The organism is Paraburkholderia sp. RL18-101-BIB-B (assembly GCF_046026985.1).
Classification (GTDB): Bacteria; Pseudomonadota; Gammaproteobacteria; order Burkholderiales; family Burkholderiaceae; genus Paraburkholderia.
The window spans coordinates 23543-39097 of sequence record NZ_JARESV010000022.1 but is presented as its reverse complement, the minus strand read 5'-3'; the positions used below and the strand labels follow the sequence as shown (position 1 = coordinate 39097).

16 protein-coding genes and 2 pseudogenes are annotated in these 15555 nt (G+C 57.8%); 6 read left to right on the top strand and 12 right to left on the bottom strand.

The genetic code is table 11. From position 1 onward, the window contains the following. Window positions 1-23: 23 nt before the first annotated feature. Both P0D73_RS27070 and P0D73_RS27065 read left to right on the top strand, forming a co-directional pair. The gene (locus P0D73_RS27070) at window positions 24-1370 is read left to right on the top strand and encodes an MFS transporter (RefSeq protein WP_408316164.1); all 1347 of its coding nucleotides are present in this window, start codon (window positions 24-26) and stop codon (window positions 1368-1370) included. Between the two features lie 45 nt (window positions 1371-1415). Further along, window positions 1416-2105 (top strand): isochorismatase family protein, encoded by a 690-nt coding sequence (locus P0D73_RS27065; protein WP_408316162.1) that lies wholly within the window; start codon window positions 1416-1418, stop codon window positions 2103-2105. Between the two features lie 30 nt (window positions 2106-2135). Here the strand turns inward: P0D73_RS27065 and P0D73_RS27060 are convergent, their stop codons facing one another. After that, the gene (locus P0D73_RS27060) at window positions 2136-2348 is read right to left on the bottom strand and encodes a hypothetical protein (protein ID WP_459252079.1); all 213 of its coding nucleotides are present in this window, start codon (window positions 2346-2348) and stop codon (window positions 2136-2138) included. A gap of 50 nt (window positions 2349-2398) precedes the next feature. On the opposite strand from P0D73_RS27060, the gene P0D73_RS27055 reads away from it, so the two are divergent. After that, the gene (locus P0D73_RS27055) at window positions 2399-3145 is read left to right on the top strand and encodes a hypothetical protein (RefSeq protein WP_408178668.1); all 747 of its coding nucleotides are present in this window, start codon (window positions 2399-2401) and stop codon (window positions 3143-3145) included. Window positions 3146-3392: 247 nt separating this feature from the next. Here P0D73_RS27055 and P0D73_RS27050 read toward each other — a convergent pair whose 3' ends face one another. From P0D73_RS27050 to P0D73_RS27040, 3 genes are all read right to left on the bottom strand, one after another. Next, on the bottom strand, window positions 3393-3602 hold the full coding sequence (locus P0D73_RS27050; RefSeq protein WP_408316160.1) for a hypothetical protein: 210 nt from the start codon (window positions 3600-3602) through the stop codon (window positions 3393-3395). Window positions 3603-3636: 34 nt separating this feature from the next. Further along, window positions 3637-3801, bottom strand: a complete 165-nt coding sequence (locus tag P0D73_RS27045) for a hypothetical protein (RefSeq protein ID WP_165923964.1) — start codon at window positions 3799-3801, stop codon at window positions 3637-3639. A 99-nt stretch (window positions 3802-3900) separates the two neighbouring features. Beyond that, on the bottom strand, window positions 3901-4080 hold the full coding sequence (locus P0D73_RS27040; RefSeq protein WP_408178670.1) for a hypothetical protein: 180 nt from the start codon (window positions 4078-4080) through the stop codon (window positions 3901-3903). 481 nt (window positions 4081-4561) lie between these two features. Between P0D73_RS27040 and P0D73_RS27035 the strand changes: the two genes are divergently transcribed. Together P0D73_RS27035 and P0D73_RS27030 are read left to right on the top strand one after the other, a co-directional pair. Next, on the top strand, window positions 4562-5635 hold the full coding sequence (locus P0D73_RS27035) for a type II asparaginase (protein WP_408316158.1): 1074 nt from the start codon (window positions 4562-4564) through the stop codon (window positions 5633-5635). Window positions 5636-5926: 291 nt separating this feature from the next. Further along, a pseudogene (locus P0D73_RS27030) lies at window positions 5927-6111 on the top strand (transposase); the annotation flags it as partial. A gap of 495 nt (window positions 6112-6606) precedes the next feature. Here the strand turns inward: P0D73_RS27030 and P0D73_RS27025 are convergent. The 4 genes from P0D73_RS27025 to P0D73_RS27010 form a co-directional block, all read right to left on the bottom strand. Continuing rightward, a complete protein-coding gene (locus tag P0D73_RS27025; RefSeq protein WP_408433481.1) occupies window positions 6607-8052 on the bottom strand; it encodes a DEAD/DEAH box helicase in 1446 nt (481 codons plus the stop codon). A gap of 408 nt (window positions 8053-8460) precedes the next feature. Then, window positions 8461-9045: a DUF308 domain-containing protein gene (locus P0D73_RS27020; protein ID WP_342960633.1), complete on the bottom strand. Its 585-nt coding sequence runs from the start codon at window positions 9043-9045 to the stop codon at window positions 8461-8463. 516 nt (window positions 9046-9561) lie between these two features. Next, window positions 9562-10656 (bottom strand): BMP family ABC transporter substrate-binding protein, encoded by a 1095-nt coding sequence (locus P0D73_RS27015; protein ID WP_408178673.1) that lies wholly within the window; start codon window positions 10654-10656, stop codon window positions 9562-9564. A 287-nt stretch (window positions 10657-10943) separates the two neighbouring features. Continuing rightward, the gene (locus P0D73_RS27010) at window positions 10944-12041 is read right to left on the bottom strand and encodes a porin (protein WP_408178674.1); all 1098 of its coding nucleotides are present in this window, start codon (window positions 12039-12041) and stop codon (window positions 10944-10946) included. Between the two features lie 128 nt (window positions 12042-12169). Between P0D73_RS27010 and P0D73_RS27005 the strand changes: the two genes are divergently transcribed. Next, window positions 12170-12313 carry a hypothetical protein gene (locus P0D73_RS27005; RefSeq protein WP_408178675.1) on the top strand — a complete coding sequence of 48 codons (144 nt, stop codon included), beginning with the start codon at window positions 12170-12172 and terminating at the stop codon, window positions 12311-12313. 33 nt (window positions 12314-12346) lie between these two features. Here P0D73_RS27005 and P0D73_RS27000 read toward each other — a convergent pair whose 3' ends face one another. The 4 genes and pseudogenes from P0D73_RS27000 to P0D73_RS26985 form a co-directional block, all read right to left on the bottom strand. Beyond that, on the bottom strand, window positions 12347-13300 hold the full coding sequence (locus tag P0D73_RS27000; protein ID WP_408178676.1) for a PDR/VanB family oxidoreductase: 954 nt from the start codon (window positions 13298-13300) through the stop codon (window positions 12347-12349). A gap of 54 nt (window positions 13301-13354) precedes the next feature. Further along, window positions 13355-13477, bottom strand: a pseudogene (locus P0D73_RS26995) (IS5/IS1182 family transposase); the annotation flags it as partial. Between the two features lie 83 nt (window positions 13478-13560). Beyond that, on the bottom strand, window positions 13561-13926 hold the full coding sequence (locus tag P0D73_RS26990) for a Rieske (2Fe-2S) protein (protein WP_132380096.1): 366 nt from the start codon (window positions 13924-13926) through the stop codon (window positions 13561-13563). Next, a complete protein-coding gene (locus P0D73_RS26985; RefSeq protein WP_408316153.1) occupies window positions 13923-15431 on the bottom strand; it encodes an amidohydrolase family protein in 1509 nt (502 codons plus the stop codon). Before P0D73_RS26985 ends, P0D73_RS26990 begins: the two co-directional genes overlap by 4 nt. Between the last annotated feature and the right edge of the window lie 124 nt (window positions 15432-15555).

The window sequence follows — 15555 nt, the reverse complement described above, 5'->3', positions numbered from 1 at the left end:
GAACGCTTGCAAGGAAAAGAATCATGGAAACACAAGCAAGTCTTGGCACTCAAAGCCTGCCCGCGCTGGACATCGATCGCACGTCCGAATTGGATGCGCCTTTTCCAGCGCGAATTTCCCCGCGTATTGTTGTCGCGGGCGCGGTGGGCTCGATCGTGGAGTACTTCGACTTTGGCGTGTACGGCTACGTCGCAGTGATCCTCGCTACCCAGTTCTTCTCTTCCGGCAATCCAACCTCCGCAATCTTGAACACGCTGGCAGCTTTCGCGATTGCGTTTGTGCTGAGACCGGTTGGCGGATTGGTATTCAGTCATTTTGGTGATCGCTTCGGCAGAAAGAACGCACTCGCCGCGACCGTGTTGTTGATGTCTGTGGCAAGTGGACTGATTGGTTTTCTTCCCACCTATGCGGCGATTGGCGTAGGCGCAAGTGCCCTGTTAGTTCTTGCGCGATGCATGCAGGGCATTGCTGCGGGCGGCGAGTTGGGCGGCGCAATCGCGTTTGTCGCGGAGCATTCACCTGCACACCGGCGGGGACTTCTGTGTTCTACGACTCAGACCGGCGCGCTTGCGGGCATTCTGCTGGCCTCGATTGTCGTTGCCACATTGAACCAGACTCTTTCGAAAGCTGATATGACCACATGGGGATGGCGGGTCCCTTTCCTGGTGGCGATCCCGATTGGTGTGATCGGACTTTGGATTCGTTCCCGACTCACAGAGGCCAAATCGTTTCAGGTGCTGTCTGAGAGCGACAGGACCGAATCCGCGCCGGTTATCGAACTGCTCCGGTCTTATAGTGGGCCCCTTGCCAAAAGCATAGGGCTATCGATCCTGCTGTTCTCGCTTTACTACATCGCGTACGTGTACGTGAACATCCACTTGCAGCGCGTGGTCGGAGTGAGTTCGAAGCTTGCTTTCTGGTCTACGACGCTGACGCTGGCCGTCTCTGTCGTTTGCATGCCACTGTTTGGTGCGCTGTCAGACAGGGTAGGGCGCAGGCCAGTCTTCGTCGTGTCGAGCCTGGCCGCACTGGTGCTCGCGGTACCGTGCTTCAACTTGATGAATGCTGGCGGCTTGACTGCCGTTGGCATGCAGATTGTACTGGGTCTGATTGAATCGGCCCTGATGGGCGTCGCGTTTTCAACGATGGCCGAGCTGTTTCCGACCCGCGTCCGCTATACCGGCGTTGCGTTGGGATTCAACATCGGCGGCGTCGTCGCGGGCGGAACTGCGCCGCTTATTTGCACGTGGCTCGTATCTGTGACGGGTTCGTCGATCGCCCCAGCCTATTTTCTTATCGGCACGGCCGTTGTGACGCTTTTTTCAGCCTTCACGCTTAAAGAAACCGCGGGATCGGCGCTTAAGCCGTGACGTGCTGGCCCTACTTGAACCATGGAGAATACGGAGAGCATTTGCATGAAACCTTGGGAAAACATCATCTTGGATGACGAGCAGCGAAAATACCGTGCTGCCGGTTTCGGGCGTCCGTCCGGCCTGGGCAAGCGTCCCGCCTTGCTGATCATTGACGTACAGTACCGAACTGTCGGCACCAAACGTCAGCCCTTCTGGGAATCGATCAAGGAATTCCCGACGAGTTGCGGGGACGTGGGTTGGGCCGCGGTGGACCACATTGCAGAGTTGCTCGAAGTGTTCCGGGCGAAAAACTGGCCCGTACTGTACCCGCATGTCGCGCCCAAAAAGTCCACAGAGGGCGGACGACTGGCAGAAAAAATCCCGTCAATAATGAACATTCCCGCTCGGGGCTACGATTTCGTCGAAGAGGTTGCGCCGCGCGACGGCGACGTTCTGCTGCCAAAAAAACATCCGAGCGCGTTTTTTGGGACCGCGCTCGCCAGCCATCTGATCGACGCGCAGGCTGATACTTTGATTGTGACGGGCTGCACCACGAGTGGATGCGTGCGCGGAAGCGTTGTCGACGCGTTTTCGCTGAACTTTCGAGTGTTCGTCCCGCAAGACTGCGTGTATGACCGTAGCCTGACTTCACATGCGGTGAACCTGTTCGACATGTCCGAAAAATATGCTGACGTGGGCACAACGTCCGATCTGCTGACCCGCCTCGCTCACATTGCGCCGCGGGATTATTGAGGTCGGTCGCCAATGGCGGAGGCCAACCGGTTAAGCAGCGGGTTGATTTTTGAATAACGGCTGCGTGAAGGCGGCAGGAGACAGGTAGCCCAGACGAGCCTGTTCGCGGGCGTCCTGGCGCGTGGCGAGGTCGGTCTTGGGCGAGCCCCAGAAGCTTTCCATCGGCGCGTGGTCGTAAAGGAGAGCGTGCAAAAAGTTGGGGAGGCTCCCGCGGAGGAGCGTTTTTGCTTCCGACAGCGGCATCGGTTTCGTCTGGAGTAGGCTGATCGGTCTCGCAACGGTGGGAGCAAGCCATGCGGTTGATCATCGAAGCAAGGTTGGCCGACGGAGACAATGATACGGTCGAGGAAGGTGACGGAGTTCTGGCTGTGATTGCGCACAGGGAGGTTACCTCGGCTGCAGCGCGACTCGATCAGTTCCTCAGCTGGAACGGTGTGGCGAGCGATGAACGCGTGACCGTGATCAGCGACGACGCTGGTGAATTTGCAAAGACGGTCGAGGGCAGTCAACCGGCTCGGGGCCGGATCTTCGACTGGTTCCACATTGCGATGAAGTTCCAGGCGACGCAGCGTTCCGTGTTCGGCAGCAAGATGATCGACTCGATGGACCAGGAGTCAGTGGAGACCGAAATCACGCACGCGAAGTGGTTGGTCTGGCATGGCAAGGGCAGCAAGGCGGTCGAGCGGATCAAGGCGCTCGACAGTCGGTTGCTGGCGAGAGAAGGATACGAATTCAAAACGCTGTGGTGGAATCTGAATACCGTCTCCAGTTACCTGAGGAACAACACGCGCACGTTGGTCAACTACAGCGCGCGGCATCGTCAGGCCTTGCCGATCAGCAGCAGCATCGCCGAGTCTGCGGTGAACCAGGTTGTCAGCTACCGTATGGCCACGAAGCGACAGATGCGCTGGACTGACAAAGGAGCGCATTGCATGGCGCAGGTCAGAGTCACGGTTTTGAACGGGGAATTCTCTTCACATCGCATCTCGGGGTTCAAGATAGCCGCCTCGCGACACGGTGAATGCACCGCGGTACCATGACCAGGCCGGGACCGAGCAACGAACAGAACAGACCCTGTAACCCTGCCATCAGCCAGTGCGGTCAGACGAAATCGACCTCCTCAACTTTTGATCGGTCTCGAAATAGTGACACTTTTGCATCCGTCTACGTCAGACAGATCGAGATGAACGCCGACAGTCTGCTGCTCGAGATGGGTTAAGCCAACTTCAAAGATCGATACAGTTCAACGCTGCGATCGCGCAAAACCGTTGCCCCCTGGTAAATCGCTCAATGAATCGAGTCCCGGGTGTTGAAGAGACTATGAGAGTCCATCCAATCGTACGATTCGTTGCTGTGCGCCCACGCCCAGTTCCTTGCTGCGTCACTTTTTTTGGCGACCGCCTGTGCGACCTCTTCGGAGGGCGAACCTCCATCGTAATGGTCGTTCGTGCGCTCAGCGCGGCCGATGTTTCTGGATTTCGATGAGTCGTAGTTCATTGCGATTCCTGTTTGAGGTTGCTGTCAACGCGTATCAATCCTGCTCCGCCAGCTCATCGTGCATGGACGCGGCGAGAAGCTCGGCGAAGCGCTCGAGCGCCGCGACTGAGCCGTGCACTGTGCGGTACTCCTGACGTCCAATCTTCGCGTCAAGCACCACTGTCATGCCCGATTTCCGAGCCAGGTCAAGGATGTCCATCTGATGCTCCACATCGTTGAATCATGCGATTCTGTTACCACTCTGATGCGCGCGAGCCGTTTGCTCACACAATCCATTTTAAGCACTATGCACTGGACATCAACGCAGCCACGGTGAATTCACAGTTTTCAAAACGACAACAATAGAGACGGCGACCAGATACTGCTGTTGGTGGAAGCCGTTGAAATCCTTGGGATGTTCTCTGCCAGGGCCACGTAACACGTCGCTGTCCAATCCACGGAAACTGTCGCCGTACGAAGCCGCTGCCAGTGGCGTCACGTCCAATTCATACCACGATCAAACTCCAACGCCATCGTGCACGTACTCTCAAGAGACACAAAGTTGTTCTTGGCGAAGCGCCAGCAGGAGCGCGAACGCGGCGACCGCCGTCGAAGACGGAGTCAGTAGCGGGTTCTGGTTTTCGGCGCTGGAAGGCTGCGGTTCATATCGAGTTTGTCCTCTACGCACGTCTCTTCAAAAAGATTTGCGCAACCGAAATTCCCCGAGGAAAAGCCCACTGTCAGCTTATCCATAGCGCAGTATCAAGTTTTTTAATAATCAGGAAACCCCGATTGGCTTTGTTCTGTTGGTCACTAAACTCTTGCCATTGGACCGATAACTAATCGAGTTCCGGTGTCCCCAGAGGTGGTAATGCCGGCAGTCCCAAGGTCCGATTATCCTCTCCCGCGTCATCCGCGGAGGCGCAGGCAACATTTACACTTTGAATCTGGAGTTCATGGTGCGAGACATAAGTGCTCAGATGAGCAAGTACAGGAATCTTTTCTGTTCGGCCTTGGTATTTGGCTTTATTTCGTCAGGAACGGCGATAGCGCAAGTTCAAAATCAAACACAGACGACGCTGCCCCATGTCGCCGTGCTGGCGACGGGTGGCACTATCGCTGGAACCGGCGCGAGCGAAACGCAAACCACCGGCTACAAGTCCGGCGTCCTCACTGCGGACGTTCTATTGAAGTCCGTTCCGTCGCTTGGAAAGGTGGCGCGGGTGTCTGGCGAGCAGGTGTCGAACGTCGGCAGCGAGAACATCACTAATGAAATTTTGCTGAAGCTGGCCAAGCGGGTAAATACACTTCTTGCTCAACCTGACATCGCTGGCGTGGTCATCACGCATGGAACAGATACGCTCGAAGAAACGGCCTACTTCCTCAACCTGGTGGTGAAAAGTGACAAGCCGGTGGTCCTCACTGGCTCGATGCGCCCGTCGACAGCAATTAGCGCCGACGGTCCCAGCAATATCCTTCAAGCCGTAACAGTTGCCGCCTCCCCAACTGCGAGAGGACGTGGCGTACTAATTGTCCTCAACGACCGCATCGGCTCGGCTCGATATACGACGAAGACGAACGCGAACACGCTCGACACGTTCAAGAGTTCGGACGATGGATTTATCGGCACGTTGATTGACCAGGTGCCGCACTTCGAAACAGCTGTAGCCAAGCTGCAAACAACGCAGACTCCGTTCGACGTATCGAAGTTGGATTCTCTGCCGGAAGTCGACATCGTCTATGGGCACCAGAACGACGGGGGGTACATGTATGACGCTGCGGTGGCTCACGGCGCTCGCGGCATCGTCGTGGCGGGCGTCGGCGCGGGTAGCGAGTCTCTTCTCACGCTGCCGTCTATCAAGAAGGCTGTAGATAAAGGAGTCGTCGTGGTCCGCTCGTCGCGAACCGGCAGTGGCTATGTCCCCGAAGACTCGGCTTATATCGGTCTTCTCGGCGACAACCTCAACCCGCAAAAAGCTCGCGTTCTCCTGATGCTCGCGCTGACGGTGACGAACGACCCTGCTCGCGTGCAGGAGATGTTCCAACAGTTCTAAACGTGCGACCAGCGCGGCGACGTTGACGCCAGTCATCGCCGCGCGCTTCGTCTATTAAGCGTAGCCTCCAAGGCCCTCAAACAGATGTCCAACTGCGGCCGCTTTTCCCAACGTGATATGTAGAGATTTCGGCGCGGAGCAAGCGCAGTCGCTGTTGCCCGCGACTTGAAAGCAGTTGCTACGAGCTTGAGCTCGAAACGTGTTCAGAGTGCGTCGTGGCAAAGCGCCATCATCCTCTGGACCATTGTGCTCGACCCGTTGAGTTCCATCTCGCTGGTGAAGAGAGCGTTCATCCGCCGCCGAACGGTCGAGCATCCATTTGGCACGATCAAGTCGTGGATGGGAGCCACCCATTTCCTGACCAGAACACTCAACCGTGTGGCCACGGAAATCGCTTGCACGTGCAGGCGTACAACATGAAGCGAACGATCAAGCTACTCGGCGCGGTCGCGCTGATGAAAGCTATTCGGGCCTAAGGGCCAGCAGAAAACTCGACTGCCCTCCTAGACGCGACGTGGCGCTGTTCCCGGCAAACCGGAGCACGCGAAAGGCAGACCGCCATAGCCTTGCGAGAGCTACCAAGCCACGACCCCGCAGGAAACCTCCCGAATCGTTTCTCCTTCGCGTTTTGACACACTCCGGGCCGAATTCGGAAGTACGAGGTCAGCGCTGCAAAGCGCGGCCGCCGACCTGGTCTGGAGTTCCGTACCCGACTCAAGGCGGTAGTTCGCGTTGAGGGAATCAAATGACGGCTTTCGTTTGAGAAGCGGACACATTCACCAGAGACGACCTCGATCGAACGCTCGCTGCGCGCGATTTCAACGTCCGCTCGGCCCCGAAGTTGTTATCGATCCGGGATTCAGTGCGCCGTTACCCGCCGACCTGATGCACGCCGCAGCCGCGCCGCTGCCCGTCAGCGGGCCGCAAACCGCCAGCCTGTTCCAGGGCCTGGCGTTACTCATCCCCATGGATCAGGGTTGGCGTTTGCCGCGGCCACCAGCGGGTTTGCCAGCCGGCTTACGTGAATCCGCAACTGGCTTGCTGGCGGGTTTGCTGCGTGGCTTTTGCACGCTGAATGGGTTGCCGCTGGACAAGTTTGTGCCTTTACCCGAGGCCACAGCGCGCTGCGCCGCAGGCTTGCGTTTGTTTTCGCCACTCTGCGGTCGCGGTTTTTTGCTGGGCACCTGCACGGCACCAGGCGTAGCTTGCGGCACTTTCGGTTTCTTAGGTTTTTTGGGTTTCTTGATGATCTGGCCCGTCGCGCTAGTTTGCGGCACGCGGTGTTCGGCTTCAAAACCCGGCACTTCTTCACGGCGCAGCGTTTGCCGGATCAGCGCTTCAATCGCGGCCAGTTGCGGCGCTTCATCGGCACACACAAGGGACACCGCCGCGCCGCTGGCGCCCGCGCGGCCGGTACGGCCAACACGGTGCACATAGTCTTGCGCCACGATCGGCAGATCAACGTTGATCACCAGCGGCAGGTCGTCGATATCCAGCCCGCGCGCAGCCACATCGGTGGCTACCAGCATATGTACTTCGCCCGTCTTGAAGCGCTCCAGCGCACGGAGGCGCGCGGGCTGCGGTTTGTCGCCGTGGATGGTGTCGACCGCATAGCCCGCTTCATCCAGCATGGCCGCCAGGTAATCCACGCCATTGCGGGTTTTGACGAACACCAGCGCGTGCTCCCAGTTGTTCTCAGCCACAAGGTGCATGAAGAGGTCAGGCTTGTTCTTTTTATCCACCGGCACCACCCACTGCTTGATCTTGCCGGCCGTGGCATTGGGTGGGCTGACGCTGATATTGACCGGGCCGCGCAGAATGCCGGCCGCCATGGCGCGGATATCATCCGTAAACGTGGCAGAGAACAGCAGGGTCTGGCGCTGAGCGGGCAACGCAGCAAAGACGGCGTTGAGTTCGCGCGCAAAGCCCAGATCCAGCATGCGGTCGGCTTCATCCAGCACCAGCGTTTGGACTTGATCAAACTGCACTGCGTTCTGGCGATTGAGATCTAGCAAACGGCCCGGCGTGGCAACGAGCACATCCACGCCTTTGCGCAACTTCATCATCTGCGGGTTGATACTCACACCGCCGTAGGCGGCCAGAAACCGTAAGTCGAGGCCTTTGCCGTAAGCGATAAAGCTTTGCAGCACCTGTTCGGCCAGTTCACGCGTGGGCACCAGCACCAGAACACGCGCGCGGTTGCTGGACACCGCGGGGCCGTGCTGCACCAGCCGTTGCAACAGCGGCAGCGCAAAACCCGCCGTTTTGCCAGTGCCGGTCTGTGCCGCAGCCATGACGTCCTTGCCACTGAGCACAGCAGGAATCGCCTTGACCTGCACCGGCGTAGGTGTCTGGTAATTGAGGTCCTGCACATTACGCAGCAAGGGATCGATCAGGCCAAGCGAGGCAAAAGACATTGGCGTATTCCGGGCTAAAGCCGCAATTCTAGCGGTTACGGTTACAGCCTGTGCTGAAAGTCTAACGCCTGGGATTTCTGGGTGTTGTCTTTGGCGGGTAGTCTGAAAGTGCAGTGGTTGCACCCGACGAAGTCGACCCGGAGCCGTTACTCCAACACGCGCGGTCGGAACGACCGCTTCAGCGGTACAGCCACCGGTCATCTTGTTAAATTCATAGGGGCGCACCTGTATCGACATCAATCGGATGAGAGCGCAAGCGAGAGGCGGCGACCGAGGGTTGCAGCACCACGCCGCTAACACGTAAGACGTACCATTGCTCAGCAGCCTATTCGACTTATGCCAGCGTTGACCTTGTAGTCGTCGCCAAATCGCAGCACCTGCAAAATACGGCCACGATAATCCGGTCATTTAATGCGTCGATGCAAACTTGCGCCGCAGTTGGCCGGCCGATAGCCACAACGCGGAGACAAGAAAATAGATCGCGCCGACACCTGCGTAGCCAGCCACTTTGACAATCGCCGGAGGCACTGATGCATGGGCCTGCGCGATAAAAAACGCGCCCGCCAGCGCCGATTGGCCCCCGCTCAAAATCATTGCCCATTGCGCACCAAAGCGCTTCCAGCGGCGAACGGCGGTGGCGAGCTGAAGCAATCCGGACAGAATGGCCCAGACTCCGAATACATCAAGGACCAGGCTTGTGTTGACGCTCAATACTACAATCACCGCAATCGCTATCACCGCGCTAGCGAAGACGTTGAAAGCCTGAGTAGGGTTTTCGCGCATCCCACCGCTACGCGACATGTCGACATAGTTAGCCAGCGCATCCCATACGGGATAGACGATGAGCAGTGCTGCTCCGATCGCCGTGGCATGCTGCCCGATGGCGAACGCGAGCGCGACCCACACGACAGAAAATGCGGCACGGATAAAATAATAGTGTTTGAGCCACTGCTCACCCTGAAGGCGGGTGGTATCTGAAAGATGATCAGCCATTGGAACTCCTTCAAAATTTTGTCGACCGCGTCGCCTTGAACGACGCGCCAGGCTCTCGTCGCGATGAGCTGTCGGCAGGATCACACCAGCGTCATCGCGACAAGAATCCTGTGTTGGTAGAGATCATGGCATTCGGCCTTTCTTGATGGCATCGGTCAAACGACCGATAGGCGTGCGCCGAGTTCGGCGTGCTCCATCGGCTCCGAATCGTCGCCAGGCTCGGCGGCCGCGTCGGAGTCCGCAGTCGTTTGCCCTGGTTGTTTGGCCGCCCGAGCCTTCACCGGTCAGTTGAAAGGGGACCTTTATGAGCGTCCCGACCACGCTACTTCCCCTGCGGGCAGAGCAGCGTCATGCAGCGGCTACGCGCCGATCATCCGATGACGCAATGACGGCGCTCATCGACCGGTGCCTATTCGACGATCCGTGCAGTGGTGGCCCCGCGACTGGACATCGCGACGATTCAGACAATCAGCAGGAAGCGCCGGGATGGCCTAAGCAGTCCCGAAACTCCAACGTCTATTTCGGCAGTGAACCGTCGACGCCATCGACGTACCAGTTGATGCGCTGAAGGTCTGTATCACTGAGCGTCTTGCCGGCCGGCACCTTTACTTCGCCCGCCTGATCCTTGAGCGGACCGGTGAACACATCCCACTTGCCGCTCGCGATCTGGTCGCGCTTTGTCGCCACGTCCTTCAGCGCATTGGCCGGAAGCGCCGACGTGTTCAGGTCATCTAGGCTAACCCCTTTCTGCGGAATGCCCCACCACACCGGATCGTTCTTCCACTTGCCGTCCAGCACCTGCTGGATCGCCGCGGTGTAGTACACGCCCCAATGCGCGACCACCGAACCGAGGTGCGCGTCGGGGCCGAATTTCTTCATGTCCGAATCCCAGCCGAACGCATGCACGTGCTTTTCCGAAGCGGTTGCGAGCGTGGCGCTCGAATCGGTGTTTTGCAGCAGCACGTCGGCGCCCTGGCCGATCAGCGTTTCCGCCGCCTGCTTTTCCTTGCCCGGATCGAACCAGCTATTGATCCAGATGACCTTGGTATGGATCTTCGGATTCACCGAGCGCGCGCCGAGCGTGTACGCGTTGATGTTGCGGACCACTTCGGGAATCGGCACCGACGCGACAAAGCCGAGCGTATTGGTCTTCGTCACGTAGCCTGCGGCGACGCCCGCGAGGTACGCTCCCTGATACATCCGCACGGCATAGGTGCCGAAGTTCGGCGCTTTCTTGTAGCCGGTTGCGTGCAGGAACACCGTGTCCGGGAAATCCTTCGCAACCTTCAGTTCGAAATCCTGGAAGCCGAAGGTCGAGCCAATAATGATCTTGTTGCCCTTGTTTGCCAGATCGCGGAACACGCGCTCCGAGTCGGCCGATTCCGGCACGTTCTCCACGCGTGTGATCTTGATCTTGTTGCCGAACTTCGCTTCGACTTCCTTCGAACCTTGGTCATGCCCGTAGGTCCAGCCGGCGTCTCCCGGGTTGCCAAGGTAGACAAATGCGACGCCGGGGGCGTCGGTTGCCGAAGCGCCTGATGCACCAATCGCTGCTGACAGCACAAGTGCTAAACGGGCGACTCGTGGCGCATTCAGCCATGTTATCTTCATCGTGATTCTCCAGTCCTGTACGGTGTTTCCATGTTGTCGTAAAAAATTTGGGGGGAAATCGGTCGGCCACAAGCATCTGAGCTGCCGTCTGCCCGGCGTTGTGCTGCACATCACAGCGATTTGACAGCTGCTCGAGGCGACGGCGCTGGATATGCCCGATCAACCATCCATGTTTGCAAATTTGATTCATCCGGTACCTAGTTCGAAGATGGCCCCTCGCTGTCAGTCGGTACGGACACTCGACGCACGGACTCGAGAAGCCGATTGCAGAAGTCGTTCTGTGAGATTCAGAACTTCGTGCGGATACCTACGCCGTACGTGTCGCCCGAAGTCTGGTTGCTGAGGTGGTCGTACATGTAAGCTGCGTAGACGTCAGTGCGCTTGGATAGCGGATAGTCATAGCCGATTGACGTCGTCTGACGCGTCTGGTCCAGACCGCCGCCGTCGCGCGAGTACGCGAACGACGCCATGATCCAGCCCAGGCCCGCCGGAACCGTGAGGCCGCCCTGTGCGGTGTTCACGTGCCAGCTGCCGGTGTCCTGCGCGTTGTCGGTGTACATGTACTGACCGAAGAACCTGACGTACTTCAGGTCATAGGTCGCACCCAGTTGAGCGACGCTCTGGCTCTTCATGCCCGCGAGCCCGACGCTCTGCGCGAGGCTGGTCAGGTCGCCCGGGGCGCCGTTGAAGTTCACGTACTGATACACGCCGGTTGCCGCGAACGCACCATGGAAGTAGAGGAACTGAGCGCTCCACTTCTTCGCACCGTTCTCATCCGCCGTATTGCCGAGGGCATACACCACGTTGGCGCTCAAGCCATTGAAGTTCGGCGACGAATATTCCACCGCGTTGTTCCAGTCCGAGCCGCCGACCACGCCCATGTCGGTGGTGTACGTCGGAAAGGAGCCGAGGCCGAGGTACGTATGCTTGACCATCGGCGAGAACGTGTACGAGTTGACGAACGGGTTGAACTGGATCGTCGAGACGTATAGCGGTGTCGTCAGACGTCCGGCCGTGACGATGCCGTACGGCGATGCGATACCGACATACGCGTTACGCGAAAAGAACGTGTCGCCCGTGAAGCTGCCGTACGCGCCGTTCTGAGCCCGGAAGAAGCCTTCCAAAGCGAAGATCGCCTTGTAGCCGTTGCCCAGATCCTCCACTCCACCCAAACCCCAGTAAGAGGTGGCCATACCACCGCCCGACACCACCGCTGCACCCTTGCCGTCCGGGAATTTCTGCTCGCCAACCCATTCGTCGACCAAACCATACAGTCGCACGCTTGATTGCGCATGTGCTGAATTTGTGACCAACAACCCGAATATGCTAGCGAGGGCTGTGAATTTGACTGCGGTTTTTAGCGTACGGTGGACGAGAGGCTTCATGGATTCTCCAGTAATTTTGTCGAAAAAAATATAACTGTGGCCGGCAAGGGACTTCGCCTCGCCGCGCTGTTCTTTGAGTAGCTTCCGGGGGTGGGCCGCAGAAGGAGCGCCCATCATCGATCAGTCAATTGAACAAGGACAACGTGCGGTTCGTTGCCGAGGCGGGTGCCGCGACTAAACAACTGCGCGAGCAGCAGGCCTTAGGCGAGCGACAGCAGACGGCGCTTCATCAGCCGTTGGCCGACGAGAGGACGCGCTCGAAGGTCGAGTAGGGCGACATCTCCCGCGCTGGAGCGCGCAGCCGCTTACAGATCGAGCACCAACTCCGGCGTGCGCGAGCGCGAACAACACGGCAGAAACTGATCGTTTCCTGCCCGCTCCGCTTCCGTGAGGTACACGTCGCGATGATCGGGCTCGCCCTCGAGCACGCGTGTCAGGCAGGTACCGCAAACTCCCTGCTCGCACGACGTTTCGAGGCGGACCCCATGCGCGGCAAGTGCCTCGATGACGGTCTGGGACGCGCTGACCGGAATGACACGACCACTTTTCGCGAGCCGCACGTTGAACGCGTCGTGCGGCGAAGCGGCGTCGGACGCTTGCGCCGGCGCACTGAAATATTCGCGGTGAAGATGCGCGTCGTCCCATCTTGCCTGTTGCGCGGTAGTCAGCACATGGGTCATGAACCCGCCCGGGCCGCAGACATACAGATGCTTTCCCGGCGCGGGCGCACCCATCGCAAGCGCCGCATCGAGCGCCGGGCTTCCCCGCTCCGCGTCGACATGCAGAAATGAACGCTCGCGCAACGCCGGCGAATCCAGCCGGTCACGAAACGCGGCACGCGAGCGCTCCCGCACACAATAGTGAAGCTCGAACGATGAGTTCAGCGCGGCAAGATGTTCGGCCATCGCGAGCAGCGGCGTGATGCCAATACCACCGGCGAACAGGATCGACTCCGTAGCGGCCGCCTCGAGCGGAAAGTGATTGCGCGGACCTTCAATGCGCAGCACGTCGCCAACCCTTAGCGCATGCATCGCGATTGATCCGCCTCGCGACGCGGCATCGCGCTGAACCGCGACCATATAAGCGCCAGTGGCTTCTCGACGGCCGCATAGCGAGTACTGACGGACTACGCCCGGCAGACAGATGTCAATATGCGCGCCCGCTTCGTAACCGGGCAATGATTGTCCGTCGAGCGGCGTGAATTCGAACGCGCGGATGTCGACAGCGACATCCTCAATACGGGAGACGACAACGTTCATGGCAAAAGAAACGTGTAGTAAGAGACGGTTTTTATAAACGCTGTTGAACTCGCTGAAGAATGTTCCGCAGATCAAGCAACAGTCCAGTTTGGGGAACGCATCGTGAATGTCCCCACGATGTTCAAAGCGAATACGCAGGCGGCGGAAGTTATGCAACCAGGCATGTGGACGCTCGACGTGGTTCGCTTTGCGCTTATCGGAATAAGCGAAAAAGATCGATCACGAGGCCAATTTCCCGTAGCAAGATGCAATCAAATCGATTAAGCATCCTTCACGACAACCTTTTTTGGGATTCGAACATAGAGCAGTCCGTCGGTTTCCCTCACATCAAAAACCTTGATCCGAAATCCAGGACAGTTCACGCCTTTTCCATCGGAGAGTCGGAAAGTAAAGGCATGGAGTGGACACTTGATCATAGATTCGTTCATAATGAGGTCCCCCTGCGTCCAAGAAGCGCCCTGGTGTGGGCAACCTCTATCCACCGCCCGGAAACCGGCCTTGGTCCGGTGAATCACGATCGTCTCATCACCGATCTTCACGCGCAGCGGAAACTTGAGGTCACCAATTGGTACCGGTGATGCTATAGCCCATTCAGCATCAGCACTATGTGCTTGCTCGCAGTTCACAGGATCTCAGCAGAAGCTTGGTTGGCAAGGATCTCGCGAATACGCGAGAAGAAGAAGTCGCGCTCTTGACACATGATGAATAGCCCAGCCTGTATCGGGAATTGGTGATCGGTGAAACTGGAATAGAGTGAATCCAAACAGGCCTTGAGCGTCAAAACGTGGCGTTTCCTAACCAAATGGAAGATTCGCTGTAGCTCCAATGCTTTGTCGTAATCGAATTCTTCCTCTGGTGTGATACTCCACTCCACGTGAGCAAGCGCATTGACCAGATCACTCAGAAATTGTTTCTGTGGAGCAGTTAGCCACTTCGCCCTTTGTGGAACCTTTTCGTCAGAGTACTGGACCAGCCAGTTACTCTCTTTCTTTGCTCGTTCCATGTCACAGTCGAAACGCTGCCCGTGTTTGAACGCCATCAGAGGTTTCAGATACGCGGAAGCTGTGCGTTTATGCAGAATGCAGTCGGTTACCACAAGGGGCTCTTTGACCAGGTCGAACACCGTGATATCCGCGGGCATACCTGGAGCGAGAGTACCTGCCTCATCCTGCAAGGAGATAGCCCGCGCGGCTCGGTCGGTCACTCTTGAGATCACGTCGTACAAGCCCATTCCCAAGATCATCATTGCCGTCATCACGTTCGCCAGAGACTTGACCGGGGTGACAACGTTGAACTGCTGCAGATCGGAGCTGATGGTGTCCGGCAGTAATCCCTGACTGAACGCCTGCTCAGCCACTTTCCAGGCAAAGTTGTAGCCACCGAAACCAATATCGAAAAGCACGCCCCGGTCCTGCGCTCGACGGACAAGATCGAGGACTTTGCCGTGGTCGTCGACTACCTTCCCCATGTTTCCGTGATAGACATGCGTAATCATGTCACCCGGCTCTGCAATCCGGAAAGCCTCCATAGCCAGAGTCTCTTCGACCTTGTGCTGCTGAAACTCCCCAATGTGCATGTAGAGGGGTACGCCAAGAACCTGCGCCAGCCCCTTCGAGATCTTGAGCGACCCTGGCCCATAGTTGCCCATCGCGTTGCATTTGAGATAGCGGAGCATGCCTCGCTTCTGCTTCATGAAATCCACCCATTCGGACAGGGGAATATTTCCCAAGCTACGTATCTCACCCTCAAGGAAGTTTAACGCGATCAACCCGAGTGGACGCACGAACGGACCAGCGTAAAGGCTCGTATGGAGACCATCCATTGTTGCGACGAACTCGTCGAGCACACCGATACCTGCGCCTCCCGCATCCACAAAGGTGGTAACCCCCTGGTAGACACCAATTGCGTCGGGATCCGAAAAACCAAGCGTGCCGTATGTATGAACGTGAATGTCAATCCAGCCAGGCGATAGATAATGGCCGGTCAAATCAAGCACTTCGCCATCAACGTGCGATGCATCACCAACGAATTCGATACGCTGGTTCGCGACGACAACATCAGCAATGGCGTCGATTCCTTGCTTGGGGTCTATGACGTGTGCCCCCCGCAGGATCGAGGTATCCGATTTCATATTGAAATCCTTGTATATCTGAGCTTCGGTAGGGCAATATTGGGCGGACTCGGTGTCGATTAAAAGCGCAATTTTTAGTCTCGGGTGTCCACTTTTTGTATACACCCATCCCGACTGGACGCCA